Source organism: Sphingomonas sp. Leaf33 (assembly GCF_001421785.1).
Lineage (GTDB): Bacteria > Pseudomonadota > Alphaproteobacteria > Sphingomonadales > Sphingomonadaceae > Sphingomonas.
In genome coordinates this window covers 96,618-110,841 of record NZ_LMLB01000011.1, presented here as the reverse complement: position 1 = coordinate 110,841, position 14,224 = coordinate 96,618, and the positions used below count along the sequence as shown (strand labels likewise).

The following is a 14,224-nucleotide window of genomic DNA, read 5'->3' as shown; positions in this document are numbered from 1 at the left end:
GCCCAATGTTCGTACAAATGCGCACGAACCTCAATCCTGCAACTGTCATGGACGTTTCTCGCTTACCGGAGGCTGAATGACGGGGGGTACGGGCGGCTGCGGCCCTTCGCGGCGCTGCGCCTCGATCAGCGCGGGCAGGTTGCGCTCGATGAGGCGCGACGGGTCGTAATAGCTGCGGACCGAATCGAGCAACTGCCGGAACGGCGCACGGATCGTGATGTTGAAGACGAACGGCAGTTTTGCGAGACGCCGGATGATGAAGTTGGTCTTCGTCCCCTTGCCCTGGCTGACCCCGGCGAAGCGGATCGCGGTCACCATCTCGCCCGACAGCGGACCGCTGAGCGTGATGTTGAGGCTGCGATAGTCGAGCGCGCGCAGCGCCTGAAACGCCATGTTGCCCCATATGCCGACGTCCTTTTCGGTAATCGTGCCGATGTAGGCGATGCTGCCACCGGCGCGCGCGGCGAGCTTGCCGTCGACGATCCGGCCGCCCGATTCGTCGAAGACCATCGGCAGCACGCCGTCGAAGGTGCCGGTCGCGTTCAGATTGTCGAAGTCGAACTGCTGGAGGAACGTCGCCGCATCGGCCCCGACCACCCGAAAGGTCATCCGCCGTTCCCGGTTGCCGTCGAAATCGAGCAGCGTCGGGTCAAGCGTCAGCTTGCCCCCGGCGAACGGCCATTCGCCGCCGGCCACCTGCACCCGGTTGTTACCCGTCAGGCGATAGCGGACCGTGCCGTTCTCGACTGCGATGCCCGGATTGACGGTGCCGATCGTCGCGACCTGATCGGGCGCGCTGACCAGGCCCAGCAGGTCGGTGAAGACGATTTCGCCGGTTATGCCGGTCACGGGGCCGAAGGCGGCGGCCAAGTCCATGCCGCGCGTGCCGAAGCGGCCGGTGCTGGTGACGCCCTCGGGCGACCAGACGATCCGTCCCGCGCCCGACACGCTACCGACGACATCGGCGATCACTCCGAAGGTCAGCGGCGTCAGCTCGTTTGGCTGGAACGCCTTGCCGAACGCGATGCCGGGGACGGTCAGGTCGGCCGAGCCCGCCCCGCTTGCCAGGTCATGCACGATCGCGACATCGGCGACCTTGACCCGCTTGGTCGGGTGGATCAGCGTGGCGTCTGCATCGATGCGGTTGCCGACCAGGCCCAGCGTCACATTGTCGCTCGCCAGCGGCTCGAACCGACGATCCGTCGCGGCATCGGCGACCATCAACCGCCCGCCGAGCGTCAGCTTGCCGGCGGCGAAAGTCCAGTCGCCGCTCGCCGCCGACAGGATCAGCGGGACGTTGCCGATCTGTCCGCCGCCATCGGCAAAGGTGCCGGTCACCCGACCGTTCGCGACGCGCCCCGTCAGCCGCACGGCGTCGATCCGGGTAACCCGATCGGGCGATCCCAGCCGCGTCTTCACGCCGTCGAGCGCGAACGCCAGGTTATCGAGGCGCATCTGTGCGCCTGCTACCGCCAGGTCGAGCGGAGTCGATCCGATCCGCCCGGTCAGCCGCGTCGCCGCCAGGCGCGCGGTGCCGCCGACCCCGCCCCGGTCGAGCGTCACCAGACCCGCCCCGCCGGCGCACACGCGCATCCGCGTCGGGTCGAGCGTCAGCCCCGATATCGCCAGCCGCTGCCACGCGACCGGCGTACACCCCGGATTTGCGACCATCGTGCCGCCGCGCCAGCGCGCATCGATCGGCAGGCGCAGCCCCTCAATCCGGCCATCGGCCAGCGGGCCCGACAGGGTGGCTTCGGTCGTGATCCGGGTCACCGCCCCGCCGAGCGCCTGGAACGTCACCGGCGCCAGTGCCAGCCGGGCGGTGCCGGCGGCATAAGGTTCGACCACCGCGCGTCCGGCCAGCCCGCCGCCGACGCCGCGGCGCACCGCCACCGTCGTGGTCGGCAAGCCACCGCCGCGCAGGGCGATGCGCCCACCGATCTCGACCGGACCGATGCGGACGGGATCGCCGTCGACCGTCGCCACCGCGCCGCTCGCCGATCGCAGCGCCACGTCGGTCACCCGCACCGCCTGCGCCGCGCCGCGCCGCACGGCCTCGACCCGTGCCGTGCCCGAGACATCCCGTGCCGCCCCCGTGGCCGCTTTCGCCAGCGCCGCGGCGAGCGGGCCGACCGGCGTACCGGCGGCACCCTGCGCCAGTCCCGCCACCTGTCGCGGCATGCCATCGGACAGGCGGGCGCTGGCCACGCGCGCTTCGCCGGCGAATTCCATCCCGGCAGGTGCGATGCGGTAGCGGCCGTCGATTGCCGCCCGCGCGACCCGCCCCTGCGCCACGGTCACGTCGCTCGCCGCGATCTGGGCTGCGCCGACGGTACCGCGGGCGCTGCCGTCGAAACCGATGCTGGCCGACAGCGGCCCTGCCGTCACGCCTGGCGCAACCATGGTCGCGATTACCGCACGCACCTGTCCCGACCAGCGATCGAGCGCCGCACCCAGCGTCACGTCGATGTCGGCCCGCAAAGCCCGCGCCGCCATGTCGCCGCAGCGGACCGCGCCGACCCGAAGCGGCCCGGTCAGGCCCGGCCGGGACTTTTCGACCTTCAGTGCGAAAGCCCCGCCAATTTCGGTCGCGGCGCATCCCGCCGCAGCCTGGCGTTCGCTGACCAGCGCCAGCCGTCCGGCGAAGCCATCGTTCAGCCGCCCCGCCCCGCTCAGCCGCAGCCCGACAACACTGTCGGGCAATTCCAGGCGGACGCGCGCATCCGCGATGTCCGCCCGCAGCCCGGGCAGCGCAAACGGTGTCTTGCCATCGCCCTTGGGCAGCAGGCGATCGAGCGCGCCGAGCGACAGCGCGCCGTTCCGCCAGCGTGCGCGCAAGCGGACATGGCCGGCGTCGATCCCCGTCACTTCGGGTCCGCCGCTGCCGATCCGCGTGTGGACGACGATCGCATCCGCGACCAGATCCGGATCCTTCGGATCGCCGATGACGACGTTAGTCAGCCGCTGGCGCGCGAAGCCGATGTCGGCGACGGTGTAGCGCGCAGGCACGCCGCGCCTGGCAAGCTCGTCGTCGATGAAGCCGGTCGCGACGCTGCGCCGCTGGTGCCACAGCACGCCGATCGCCACCGCGAACACCAGCAGCAACGCGAATAGCGTGCGCCAGCGCTTGCGCTGGTGCCAGCGTCGCCGCCGCTCCGTGCCCGTCTCCGCGGCGTCCGCCGTCACGCATCACTCCTACAGTGCCCGGTTGCATCATCGGCGCACGCGCTTAACCTTGGTCGCAGATGACCGTTCCCGCAACCGCTGCCGAAGATGCCGCCGGCCATCGTGCCCGGTTACGCGACCGATTGTTCGTCGGTGGAGCAGACGCGCTGCAGGATTACGAACTGCTCGAATATCTGCTGGCGCTCGCCATCCCGCGGCGCGACACCAAGCCGCTGGCGAAAGCCTTGATGCGCGAATTCGGTGGCCTGTCGGGCGTCATGACCGCGGCACCCGAGGATATCGCCCGGATCAAGGGCATGGGCGAGACGTCGGTCGCGGCGATCAAGGCCGCGCACGGCGTCGCGCTGCGCCTGTTGAAGACCGAGACGAGCGCAAGGCCGGTGCTGGGCAACTGGCAGGCCCTGCTCGATTATCTGCGCGCCGACATGGCGCACGGCAAGACCGAACGCGTGCGCGTGCTGCATCTCGACAGCCGCAACCGGCTCGTCCGCGACGAAGTGATGAACGAAGGCACTGTCGACGAAGCGCCGGTCTACGCCCGCGAGATCGTCCGGCGCGCCCTGCAACTGGGGTCGGCGGCGGTGATCCTGGTCCACAACCACCCCTCGGGCGATGCGTCGCCGAGCAAGGCGGATATCGAGATTACCCGGCAGGTTGCGACCGCGTTGAAACCGCTGGGAATTTCCCTGCACGATCATATCGTGATGGCGCGGGGCGGGCATACGAGTCTCAGGGCGCAGGGACTGATCTGAACGTCCTCCCCGGATTCGCCTCGGGGAGGGGATCATCGCGTAGCGGTGGTGGGGGGTTAGTGGCGTCCGGCGCGTGCCGCGCCGCCCCTCCACCACGCCCTGCGGGCGCGGTCCCCCTCCCCCAGCAAGCTGGGGGAGGAATTGGACTTAGCCCACGTGCTCCAGCGTGATCTCGGCGTTCAGCAGCTTGGAGATCGGGCAGCTCTTCTTGGCTTCCTCGGCGATGCGCTTGAACTCTTCGGGATCGATGCCCTCGACCTTGCCCTTCAGCTTCAACGCCGACTTGGTCACCTTGAACCCGTCGCCGTCCTTGTCGAGCGTCACCGCAGCATCCGTCTCCAGCGTGCCGGCGGTGTAGCCTTCCTTCGCCAGCGCAAAGCTCAGCGCCATGGTGAAGCAGCTCGCGTGCGCAGCGGCGACCAGTTCTTCCGGGTTCGTGCCGGGCTCGTTCTCAAAGCGCGTGTTGAAGCCATAGGGGTTGTCGGACAGCACGCCCGACTGGGTCGAGACATGGCCCTTGCCGTCCTTGCCGAGGCCCTCGTAGCGGGCGGATGCGGAACGGGTCGTCATGGGGACTTCTCCAACGTAGATCAGGAACGCCCCGCCGAACGCGCGGGCCATGCGTTCGGCTCCATGACGGTCGGGATTAGCCGACGTGGATGGCGATCCAGTCCTCGACGACCGGCGCGATGCGGTTGCGCCATTTCGATCCGTTGAAGATGCCGTAGTGCCCGACTTCGGGCGCCATGTGATACTGCTTCATCGCGTCCGGCAGCGCAGTCGCGATGGTCAGCGCGGCCTTGGTCTGGCCGAGCCCGGAGATATCGTCGCGCTCGCCCTCGATCGCCAGTAGCGCGATGTCGCGGATCGCACCCGGATCGACGCGGCGGCCGCGGTGCATCATCGTGCCCTTGGGCAACGAATGATCCTGGAACACGGTGTGGATGGTCTGAAGGTAGAATTCGGCGGTCATGTCGCACACCGCGCGATATTCGTCGTAAAAGGACATCGTCGCCTGGCTGCTCTCGCCGTCGCCGGCGACCAGATGCTTAAACAGCTCCCAGTGCGACATCATGTGGTTGCCCAGGTTCATGGTCATGAACCCGGCGAGTTGGAGGAAGCCCGGATAGACGCGGCGGCCGGCACCCGGATAGGTCGCAGGGATCGTCGCGATGACATTCTGTTCGAACCACGCGTACGGCCGCTCGGTCGCCAGCGTGTTGACTGCGGTCGGCGCCTCGCGCGTATCGACCGGGCCACCCATCAGCGTCACGGTCAGCGGGCGGTTGGGGTGCTTGTCCGCCGCCATCAGGCACGTCGCGGCATAGGCGGGTACGGACGGCTGGCAGACCGCCAGCATGTGCGAGCGTGCATCGCCCTGCTCGCCCATCGCGGCCAGGAAATCGACGACGTAATCGACGTAGTCGTCCAGGTCGAAGCGCCCGTCCGACAGCGGCACCAGCTTCGCATCGCGCCAGTCGGTGATATAGACGTCGTGCGCCGGCAGCATCCGCTCCACAGTACCGCGCAGCAGCGTCGCGTAGTGACCCGACATCGGCGCGACGATCAGCAGCTTTGGCCCGCCCTCGACACCCTCGCGGACGAAGCGCTTCAGCTGGCCGAACGGCTTGCGCAATACGATCTCCTCGCGCACCGCGACCGCGCGGCCGTCGACCGTGGTGGTCGTCAGGCCGAACGCTGGCTTGCCGCGCGGAGCGCTGGCGTGGGCGAAAACCTCCAGCGCGGACGACAGCACGGGACCGCCACCGAAATAGGAGAACGGGTTGACCGGGTTGCTCAGCCAGCCGGCCGAAAAATTCGCCAGCGCGCTCGCCCCGGCGAGCATCGATCGCTGCATTTCATATGCGTTGTAGAGCATCGGATGTGGACCTTTCCGGCGCGCGCTGCCGCGGACGCCCGCCAATCGATCAGCGGTATAGCCGACGCGGGTGAAGGCGCAATTACCAAGCGAAGCGGTTCTCGTCCATGGAAGTTCCGCGCCGCCGTTGCCCACAGGTCGCGGACGGCCTAACCGGCACAGCCATGGCCACCGCCCCGACTCCCGCGCCACAAAAGGCTAGAATCGACAATCTGCGCGTCATCTGGCGCATGGCGGCGCGCTATCCCTGGCGGATCGCCGCGGCACTGACCGCGATGCTGGTCGCGGCGCTGGCGACGCTCGCCATCCCCTCCAGCTTCAAGCTGATCATCGACCGCGGGTTCGCCGCCAGCGGCGGCGGGGACATCGGCCGCTGGTTCCAGTATCTGCTGATGCTGGTCGTCATCATGGCGGTCGCCACCGCGTTCCGCTTCTATTTCGTGTCGTGGCTGGGCGAGCGCGTCGTCGCCGACCTGCGCATCGCGGTGCAGGCAAACCTGCTGCGCCTGTCCCCCAGCTTCTTCGAGGAAAACCGCCCGTCCGAGATCGCCAGCCGGATGACGTCGGACACGACGATCATCGAACAACTGGTCGGTGGCACCATCTCGATCGCCACGCGCAATCTGGTTATCGGCGTGGGTGGCATCCTGTATCTGTTCACGCTGTCGCCGAAGCTGACCGGGCTGCTGGTTTTGGGCATCCCGGTCGTCATCCTGCCGATCATGATCCTCGGGCGCCGCGTCCGCGCGGTTTCGCGCGCCAGCCAGGACCGGGTGGCGGATGTCGGCGCGATGGTCAGCGAAGTGCTGGGCGCGATGAAGATCGTCCAGGCGTTCGGCCAGCAGGACCGCGAGGGGCAGCGCTTCTCAGGCGCGGTGGAGAGCGTGCTGGCGACCGCCAGGCGCCGCATCCTGCTGCGCGCGATCATGACCGCGGCGGTCATCGGCCTGATCTTTTCGGCGATCACCGCGGTCATGTGGCAGGGCGCGCTCGATGTCGCGGCGGGGCGGATGACCGGCGGGTCGATCGCGGCCTTCGTGCTGACCGGCATCTTCGTCGCCGGCGCGTTCGGCGCGCTGACCGAAGTGTGGGGCGACATCCTGCGCGGATCGGGCGCGGCGCAACGGCTGTCCGAATTGCTGGCCGAGACGCCGGGCATCGCCGCCCCGGCGCACCCCGCGACGCTGCCGGAGCCGGCGCGCGGCGAGATCGTGTTCACGGGCGTCGAATTCCGCTATCCGACGCGGCCCGAGGTCAGCGCGCTCGTCGATTTCTCGCTGACGGTTTCGCCGGGCGAGACGGTGGCGCTGGTCGGCCCGTCGGGTGCAGGCAAGACGACCGTGTTCCAGCTGGTCCAGCGTTTCTACGACCCCGCCGCCGGATCGGTCGCGGTCGACGGGCTGGACGTGCGCACCGTCGATCCCGAAGCCTTGCGCCGTCGAATCGCAGTCGTGCCTCAGGAAACGGTGATCTTCGCCGCGTCGGCTCGCGACAACCTGCGCTACGGCCGCTGGGATGCGGACGACGCCGCGCTGTGGGACGCTGCCGCTGCCGCCAACGCCGCCGACTTCCTGCGCGATCTGCCCGACGGCCTCGACACCTTCCTGGGCGAAGGCGGTGCACGTCTGTCGGGCGGCCAGCGCCAGCGCGTTGCCATCGCACGCGCGCTCCTGCGCGATGCGCCGATCCTGCTGCTCGACGAAGCGACCAGCGCGCTGGATGCGGAGAGCGAGCGGCTGGTGCAGTCGGCGCTCGAACGCTTGATGCGGAGCCGAACGACCCTGGTCATCGCCCACCGCCTGGCGACGGTCCGCGCGGCGGATCGGATCGTGGTGATGGACGGCGGCAGAATCGTCGAGGAAGGCCCGCACGGCATACTGGAGCAGGCCGGCGGGCTTTACGCGCGGTTGGCAGGATTGCAGTTCGGCTAGGGTTTTAACAAGTCACGCCGCCAGCGTTTCGGCATCCACTGCATACAGCGCGTCCGCCGTGGCCGTCGCCGCCGCCTTCAGCCCGAACGCCTCGGGCACGATCTGTTCGACATAAAAGCGGCATGCGGCGGCCTTCATTTTGAGGAACGGCGTGTCGCCTTCGGCGGCGATCCGCCCCTGCTTCTCCATCAGCCAGCCGCACACCGCGATCGAGAGCATCGTCAGGAATGGATAGCTCGCCGCCAGCCGGTCGTCCGCGTCCGCAGCCATCAGCGACCGCACGACATCCTCGCAGTCGTCGATCAGCCGCACGAGGCCTGCGTCCGCCACGTCGCCGCGCATCTCCGCGACCAGCCGCGCCAGCACGCCGCCGTTGTCGAGGCCCAGCTTGCGCCCGACCAGATCGGCCGCCTGGATGCCGTTGGTGCCTTCGTAGATCGGCGTGATCCGCGCATCGCGGTAATGCTGCGCGGCACCCGTTTCCTCGATGAAGCCCATCCCGCCATGCACCTGGATCCCGATCGAGGCGACTTCGCAGCCGATGTCGGTGCCATGCGCCTTGGCCAGCGGGGTCAGCAGGTCGAGCCGAGCCTTGGCCTCCGCATCGCCCGCATTCGCGCGATCGACCTGACCGCAGGCGAGATAGACCAGCGCGCGCGCCGCCATCGTCTGCGCCTTCATCCTGAGCAACATCCGGCGAACATCGGGATGCTCGACGATCGCGACCGGTCCTGCGCCGGGTGCCGAGGCACGCGGCGACTGCACGCGGTCGCGGGCGAAGGCGATCGCGCGCTGGGTGGCGGCTTCCGCGACCTGCACGCCCTGCAGGCCGACATTCAGGCGCGCGTTGTTCATCATCGTGAACATCGCGCGGATGCCGCCGAATTCGGGTCCGATCAGCTCGCCGACGCAGGCGCCCTGGTCGCCAAAGCTCAGCACGCAGGTGGGGGACGCATGGAGCCCCATCTTGTGCTCGATCGACACGACGCGGATGTCGTTGGGCTCGCCCGGATTGCCATCGGCGTCGAGCCGGTACTTGGGCACCAGGAACAGGCTCAGCCCCTTGGTCCCCGCCGGCGCATCGGGCGTGCGCGCAAGGACGAGGTGGACGATATTGTCCGCCATGTCGTGGTCGCCGAACGAGATGAAGATCTTCGTTCCCTGGATCGTGAACGTCCCGTCGCCGCGCGGCGTCGCCCGGCTGCGCAGCGCCCCGACATCGCTGCCCGCCTGCGGTTCGGTCAGGTTCATGGTGCCGGTCCATTCCCCGCTCGACAGCTTCGGCAGGTAGAGCGCCTGCTGCTCAGGTGACCCGTGGTGGAGCAACGCCTCGATCGCGCCAACGGTCAGCGTGGGGGCGAGCGCGAAGCCCATGTTGGCCGCACCCAGCGTCTCCAGCACCGCCGCCGACAGGACGAAGGGCAGCCCCTGTCCGCCGAAGCCCTCGGGCGAGCCGATCGTGCCCCAGCCACCCTCGACATAGGCCCTGTAGGCCTCCGGGTAGCCGGCGGGCATCTTGACGCCATCGTCGGTCCACTTCGGCCCGTCGGTGTCGCCGGCGCGGGCAAGCGGCGCCCATTCGCCGGCCGCGAATTCCCCGGCGCCCTCAAGGACCGCGTCGAGAATGTCGTCGTCGACCCCCAGATCGGCGATGCCGGCGATGTGTTGCAGCACGAATTTCTGCTCGGCGACGGGCGCGGTGAAGGGCATGGGGCAGATCCTCTCGCTTGTGCTGTTCGCCAACCGCCTATAGCCGCGAAAAAGTGAGCGCAACGGGCACGAAAACCTTACCCTACGGCGAGGCCGCGATAGCGGAGGCCGCACGCGTGATCGCAGGCGGCGGATGCGTCGCGGTGCCGACCGAGACGGTCTATGGCCTGGCCGCCGACGCGACCGATTCGGATGCTGTGGCGGGGATTTACGCCGCCAAGGGGCGTCCCAGCTTCAATCCGCTGATCGTCCATGTACCGGACCTGGCGGCAGCGGAAGCACTGGCGGTGTTCGACGATACCGCGCGCGCACTGGCAACACGGTTCTGGCCGGGGCCGCTGACGTTGGTCGTGCCGGTTCGGCCCGGGGCGGTGTCGTCGCTGGTGACCGCGGGACTCGGCACGGTCGCGATCCGCGTGCCTGCGCACCGGGCGATGCAGGCGCTGTTGAAGGCGACGGACAAGCCGCTGGCGGCGCCGTCGGCCAACGCCAGCAATCGGATCAGCCCGACACGGGCGGAGCATGTGCTGGCGACGCTAGATGGACGGATCGCACTGGTGATCGACGACGGGCCGACGAGTGCGGGGGTGGAATCGACGATCGTCGATGCGCGGACGCGGGAAGTCCTGCGGCCGGGGCCGATAACGGCCGAACAGCTCCTCTTGTGCTCCCGCGCAGGCGGGAGCCTAGGGCCGCCAGAGACGTCCTCTGAAACTCTGGGCTCCCGCCTGCGCGGGAGCACGGCGGGGGTGACGTCGCCGGGGCAGCTGGAATTGCACTATGCGCCGTCAAAGCCCGTCCGGCTGAACGCAATGTCGGCCCAACTGAACGAATGGCTGATCGGCTTTGGCGCAATCTCCGGCGACGACACGCTGTCCGCCACCGGCGACTTGACCGAAGCCGCTGCACGCCTGTTCAACGCGCTTCACCGCGCCGATGCCAGCGATCGCACGGCGATCGCGGTGGCACCGGTGCCGATGGCGGGTCTGGGCGACGCGATCAACGATCGGTTGCGGCGCGCCGCCCATCGTTGATCCGCTTACTGCGGGGCGGTCATCGCGTTCTTCTGACCCTGGGTCAGTTCGTCGGCATCGACATCCGAATCATCGATCGCGTCGGCGCGGCGCTCGCCGTCCTTCTCGATCCGCTCGGCGGTGGCTTCGTTGCCGCCCATCGCGCGGACCTCGTCGGCCTTCGCCTCGGCGCGGTCCTCGGCCTGCGTGGCCAGCTTGTCGTCGCCGTTGCCACCGCAAGCGGCGAGCGGCGCGGCCAGGACGACGAGCAGGGCGGTCGCGGCAAATTTCTTCATGATATTAATCCCCGTTAAGACTTCCGGGGCAGACCGCCCGGTCGCGGCAAAACCGACAACCGGGCGGTCGGTTCCCCGTTAGGCGTCGGCGGTCACTGCTTTAGACCGCGCGGCAAACGACTTGCGCAGCTTCTGGAGCTTGGGCGGGATGACAGCCAGGCAGTATGGATTGCGCTGGCCCTCGCCATCCCAATATTCCTGGTGATAGTCCTCCGCCGTATACCATTCGCCTAGCGGTTCGATGGTCGTCACGATCCGTGCCGGCCAGTTCGCCGCGTTACGCTCGATCGCCGCTTCGGCTTCGGCGCGCTGACCGTCGTCGTGCGGGAAGATCGCCGAGCGATACTGCGTGCCGACATCGTTGCCCTGCCGGTTCAGCTGCGTCGGATCGTGCGTCGCGAAAAAGATGTCGAGCAGGTCGCCGTAGCTGACCTGTGCGGGATCGAAGGTGATGCGGATCGCCTCGGCGTGGCCGGTATCGCCGCCGCAGACCTGCTTGTAGGTCGGGTTCGGCAGATGGCCGCCGATATAGCCGCTTTCGACGCCGTCCACGCCGATCACATCCTTGAATACCGCTTCGGTGCACCAGAAGCACCCGCCGGCGAAGGTTGCCGTTTCCATTAAACCTATCTCCTTGCTTTGCCTGCTAAGATAGGATTGTGGCGGGCATGGACAATGCGAGGGATGCGCGAATGATCGACGGCAGCGTGATGGTGACGGGCGGCGCCGGCTACATCGGCAGCCATGCGGTGCTGGCGCTGCTCGATGCCGGTTACCGGGTGGTGGTGATCGACAACCTGGTCACCGGGTTCGACTGGGCGGTCGATCCCCGCGCGACCTTCGTGGCGATGGCGGTGGAGGACACAGGCGTCGCGGACGTCATCGCCGCGCATGACGTGCGCGCGATCCTGCACTTCGCCGGTTCGGTCGTCGTACCCGAATCGGTCAGCGACCCGCTAAAATATTATCGCAACAACACCGCCGCCTCGCGCACGCTGATCGAAACCGCGGTGGCTGGCGGCGTCAAGCATTTCATCTTTTCCTCGACCGCCGCGACGTACGGCACGCCCGACAAGGTGCCGGTGGCGGAAAGCGATCCGCAGCGGCCGATCAATCCCTACGGCATGTCGAAGTTGATGACGGAGGCGATGCTGCGCGATGTCGCGGCGGCGCACCCGATGAACTTTGCAGCGCTCCGCTACTTCAACGTCGCGGGTGCCGATCCGCAGGGCCGGTCGGGCCAGTCGACCGCGGGTGCGACGCATCTGATCAAGGTCGCGGTCGAGGCGGCGACCGGCAAGCGCGCGCAGGTCGGCGTCTACGGCACCGACTTCGCGACCCCGGACGGGACGGGCGTGCGCGACTACATCCACGTCACCGATCTGGCCGCCGCGCACGTCCATGCGCTGGAACTGCTGATCGCGAACCCGGGCGAGAGCCACTTCCTGAACGCCGGCTACGGCAAGGGCTTCTCGGTTCTCGAAGTGCTCGACGCGGTCGATCGGGTCACCAACCGGACGATCGAGCGGCGGATGGAGGGGCGCCGTGCGGGCGATCCCGCCGCGCTGATCGCCGACAACAGCGCCATCCTCGCCACGCTGCCGTGGCGACCGCAGCACGCCGACCTGGACGGGATCGTCAGGGACGCGCTGGCGTGGGAACGGCAGCTGGCGGAACGCGGCGCCTGAGCCACGCGCCAAGCAGCCACCACATGCCGGCCCACAGCGTGCCGAAGCTCCACCCGGCCAGCACGTCGCTCGGCCAGTGGACGCCCAGATAGACGCGGCTGAACCCGATCGCGCCGACCAGCACGATCGCGCCGGCCAGCAGCACATTGCGGGTGGCAGCGCCCTTCGTCACCTGCGTCGCCAGCGCGGCGATGGTCAGGTACACGATCGCGCTGTTGGCCGCGTGACCGCTAGGGAAGCTGTTCCCGGTGACCTGGACCAGATGATCGACGACCTCCGGCCGCGGGCGCCCGATGTAGAGCTTGATCTGGGTCACCGCCCATGATCCGCTGATCGTGGCGGCGGCGGTCAGGCCTGCCGTCAGCCACAGGCGACGCGAGGCGAGCAGCGCGAGCGTGGCGATGACGACCAGCGTCAGCACGGTCGCGCCGCCGGTCGCGGTGATATCGACCATCGCGCCGTGGAACCAGCGCGGGCCGATCGGCTGGGCCAGATCGCCGGGAACGCGCAGTGCAGTGATGATCCGCGGGTCGAACGCAAAGCCCCCACTGCGCCCGATGACCGCGCCGACCGCCAGCAGCAGCGCGATCGCCACCGCCCCGCACACCGCAGCCCATAGCAGCGCCGGGGGATGGCGCACGCCGCGGGCGATGGTTTCCTCCGGGGACAGGGTCGGCGGCGTCAGGTCTTGGGTGTGCATCGCTGTCGACCTATCCCGTCCCGCGCCCCGCGTCACGACGCCGGCGTGGCCGCATCGGGATGGATGATCCCGCGATCGCGCAGGTCGTCCCAGAACGCCGCCGGAATCTTCGCCTGGAGCGCGGCATGGTCCTTCAGCAGGTTGAGCGGCTTGGCCGTGCCGACGGTCAGGACCGAGACGACATCCGGCGCCTTGCTGAATTGCAGTGCGGCCGCGACCAGATCGACGCCGTGCGTCGCCGCGACCGCCTTCAGCGTCGCCAGCGTCTCGCGCTTGTCGTCGGCGATGACCGTGTTGTCCGGACCGTAGTTGTAGCGCGGCGCGCCCCCCAGAAAGCCGGCGTTGAGTGCGGAACCGACGACGAAGCTGACCCCGGCGGCGCGCGCCTTCGGGAACACCTGCTCGACCGCGGTCGCATGGTCGATCAGCGAATATTGACTGGCGAGCAGGTGGATATCGCTGTCGGCGACCTCCAGGCAGCGCAGGATCGGCTGCGGGCAATTCACGCCCATGCCCCAGCCGTCGATCACGCCTTCGTCGCGCAACCGGGTAAGCGCGGGGAACGCGCCCTTCTCGGCGACCGGCCACAGCGCTTCCCAGTCGGCGGGCAGATAGGTGTTGTCGGGCGACAGGTCGTGGACGAACACCACGTCCAGCCGGTCGAGCCCCATGCGCTGCAGGCTGTCCTCGATCGAGCGCAGCACGCCGTCGGCGGTGTAGTCGAAATGCGGGGTATTGGGCGACGGGCTGAACGGGAAATACTCTCGGCCCCGGTGATCGCGGCTGGCGTGGAGCAGCTTGCCGACCTTCGACGACAGCACGAATTCGTCACGCGGCTTGCGCGCCAGGAACCGGCCCATCCGCCGCTCCGCCAGGCCCAATCCATACCAGGGTGCGACATCGAAGTACCGCACGCCCGCGTCCCACGCGGCGGACAGCGTTTCCTCCGCCTGCTCGTCGGTAGCGAATTCGAATTCGTTGCCGATGGCGACGCCGCCCAGGCCGAAGTCGTAGGGCGGGCGGTACTGCTGTTGGGCCATGGCGAAAATCCTGCGCGCGAAAGGGGAAG

At 68.6% G+C, this 14,224-nt stretch carries 12 protein-coding genes; 4 read left to right on the top strand and 8 right to left on the bottom strand.

Annotated elements, in window-relative coordinates; translation table 11 throughout:
- Positions 1–45 precede the first annotated feature (45 nt).
- Complete coding sequence (locus tag ASE86_RS13070; RefSeq protein WP_056427736.1) at positions 46–3,186, bottom strand: YdbH domain-containing protein; 3,141 nt, start codon at positions 3,184–3,186, stop codon at positions 46–48.
- Between the two features lie 59 nt (positions 3,187–3,245).
- Here ASE86_RS13070 and radC point away from each other — a divergent pair, with 59 nt between their 5' ends.
- The gene (radC, locus tag ASE86_RS13065; protein ID WP_056427733.1) at positions 3,246–3,938 is read left to right on the top strand and encodes a RadC family protein; all 693 of its coding nucleotides are present in this window, start codon (positions 3,246–3,248) and stop codon (positions 3,936–3,938) included.
- A gap of 147 nt (positions 3,939–4,085) precedes the next feature.
- On the opposite strand, the gene ASE86_RS13060 is transcribed toward radC, so the two are convergent.
- Both ASE86_RS13060 and ASE86_RS13055 read right to left on the bottom strand, forming a co-directional pair.
- Positions 4,086–4,508, bottom strand: a complete 423-nt coding sequence (locus ASE86_RS13060) for an OsmC family protein (RefSeq protein WP_056427848.1) — start codon at positions 4,506–4,508, stop codon at positions 4,086–4,088.
- 76 nt (positions 4,509–4,584) lie between these two features.
- Positions 4,585–5,817 (bottom strand): polyhydroxyalkanoate depolymerase, encoded by a 1,233-nt coding sequence (locus ASE86_RS13055; RefSeq protein WP_056427845.1) that lies wholly within the window; start codon positions 5,815–5,817, stop codon positions 4,585–4,587.
- 164 nt (positions 5,818–5,981) lie between these two features.
- Between ASE86_RS13055 and ASE86_RS13050 the strand changes: the two genes are divergently transcribed.
- Complete coding sequence (locus ASE86_RS13050; protein WP_056427730.1) at positions 5,982–7,748, top strand: ABC transporter transmembrane domain-containing protein; 1,767 nt, start codon at positions 5,982–5,984, stop codon at positions 7,746–7,748.
- A 12-nt stretch (positions 7,749–7,760) separates the two neighbouring features.
- On the opposite strand, the gene ASE86_RS13045 is transcribed toward ASE86_RS13050, so the two are convergent.
- Positions 7,761–9,458: an acyl-CoA dehydrogenase gene (locus tag ASE86_RS13045; protein ID WP_056427727.1), complete on the bottom strand. Its 1,698-nt coding sequence runs from the start codon at positions 9,456–9,458 to the stop codon at positions 7,761–7,763.
- A 53-nt stretch (positions 9,459–9,511) separates the two neighbouring features.
- Between ASE86_RS13045 and ASE86_RS13040 the strand changes: the two genes are divergently transcribed.
- Complete coding sequence (locus ASE86_RS13040; RefSeq protein ID WP_056427724.1) at positions 9,512–10,492, top strand: L-threonylcarbamoyladenylate synthase; 981 nt, start codon at positions 9,512–9,514, stop codon at positions 10,490–10,492.
- Between the two features lie 5 nt (positions 10,493–10,497).
- Here ASE86_RS13040 and ASE86_RS13035 read toward each other — a convergent pair whose 3' ends face one another.
- Together ASE86_RS13035 and msrA are read right to left on the bottom strand one after the other, a co-directional pair.
- The gene (locus ASE86_RS13035; protein WP_056427722.1) at positions 10,498–10,767 is read right to left on the bottom strand and encodes a hypothetical protein; all 270 of its coding nucleotides are present in this window, start codon (positions 10,765–10,767) and stop codon (positions 10,498–10,500) included.
- Positions 10,768–10,845: 78 nt separating this feature from the next.
- A complete protein-coding gene (gene msrA, locus ASE86_RS13030; RefSeq protein WP_056427719.1) occupies positions 10,846–11,388 on the bottom strand; it encodes a peptide-methionine (S)-S-oxide reductase MsrA in 543 nt (180 codons plus the stop codon).
- 71 nt (positions 11,389–11,459) lie between these two features.
- On the opposite strand from msrA, the gene galE reads away from it, so the two are divergent.
- Entirely contained in the window at positions 11,460–12,455 is a 996-nt protein-coding gene (gene galE / locus ASE86_RS13025; protein WP_056427717.1) for a UDP-glucose 4-epimerase GalE, read from the top strand.
- On the opposite strand, the gene ASE86_RS13020 is transcribed toward galE, so the two are convergent.
- Together ASE86_RS13020 and ASE86_RS13015 are read right to left on the bottom strand one after the other, a co-directional pair.
- Positions 12,406–13,155 (bottom strand): phosphatase PAP2 family protein, encoded by a 750-nt coding sequence (locus ASE86_RS13020; RefSeq protein ID WP_082441919.1) that lies wholly within the window; start codon positions 13,153–13,155, stop codon positions 12,406–12,408. The two genes, galE and ASE86_RS13020, sit on opposite strands and share 50 nt — an antisense overlap.
- 32 nt (positions 13,156–13,187) lie before the next feature.
- A complete protein-coding gene (locus ASE86_RS13015) occupies positions 13,188–14,195 on the bottom strand; it encodes an aldo/keto reductase (RefSeq protein ID WP_056427714.1) in 1,008 nt (335 codons plus the stop codon).
- Positions 14,196–14,224: the final 29 nt, after the last annotated feature.

Bases quoted from the DNA above. Each gene is read 5' to 3' on its own strand.
- radC (WP_056427733.1), top strand. From the start codon at position 3,246: ATGACCGTTCCCGCAACCGCTGCCGAAGATGCCGCCGGCCATCGTGCC.
- ASE86_RS13060 (WP_056427848.1), bottom strand. From the start codon at position 4,508: ATGACGACCCGTTCCGCATCCGCCCGCTACGAGGGCCTCGGCAAGGAC.
- ASE86_RS13055 (WP_056427845.1), bottom strand. From the start codon at position 5,817: ATGCTCTACAACGCATATGAAATGCAGCGATCGATGCTCGCCGGGGCG.
- ASE86_RS13050 (WP_056427730.1), top strand. From the start codon at position 5,982: ATGGCCACCGCCCCGACTCCCGCGCCACAAAAGGCTAGAATCGACAAT.
- ASE86_RS13045 (WP_056427727.1), bottom strand. From the start codon at position 9,458: ATGCCCTTCACCGCGCCCGTCGCCGAGCAGAAATTCGTGCTGCAACAC.
- ASE86_RS13035 (WP_056427722.1), bottom strand. From the start codon at position 10,767: ATGAAGAAATTTGCCGCGACCGCCCTGCTCGTCGTCCTGGCCGCGCCG.
- msrA (WP_056427719.1), bottom strand. From the start codon at position 11,388: ATGGAAACGGCAACCTTCGCCGGCGGGTGCTTCTGGTGCACCGAAGCG.
- galE (WP_056427717.1), top strand. From the start codon at position 11,460: ATGATCGACGGCAGCGTGATGGTGACGGGCGGCGCCGGCTACATCGGC.
- ASE86_RS13020 (WP_082441919.1), bottom strand. From the start codon at position 13,155: ATGCACACCCAAGACCTGACGCCGCCGACCCTGTCCCCGGAGGAAACC.
- ASE86_RS13015 (WP_056427714.1), bottom strand. From the start codon at position 14,195: ATGGCCCAACAGCAGTACCGCCCGCCCTACGACTTCGGCCTGGGCGGC.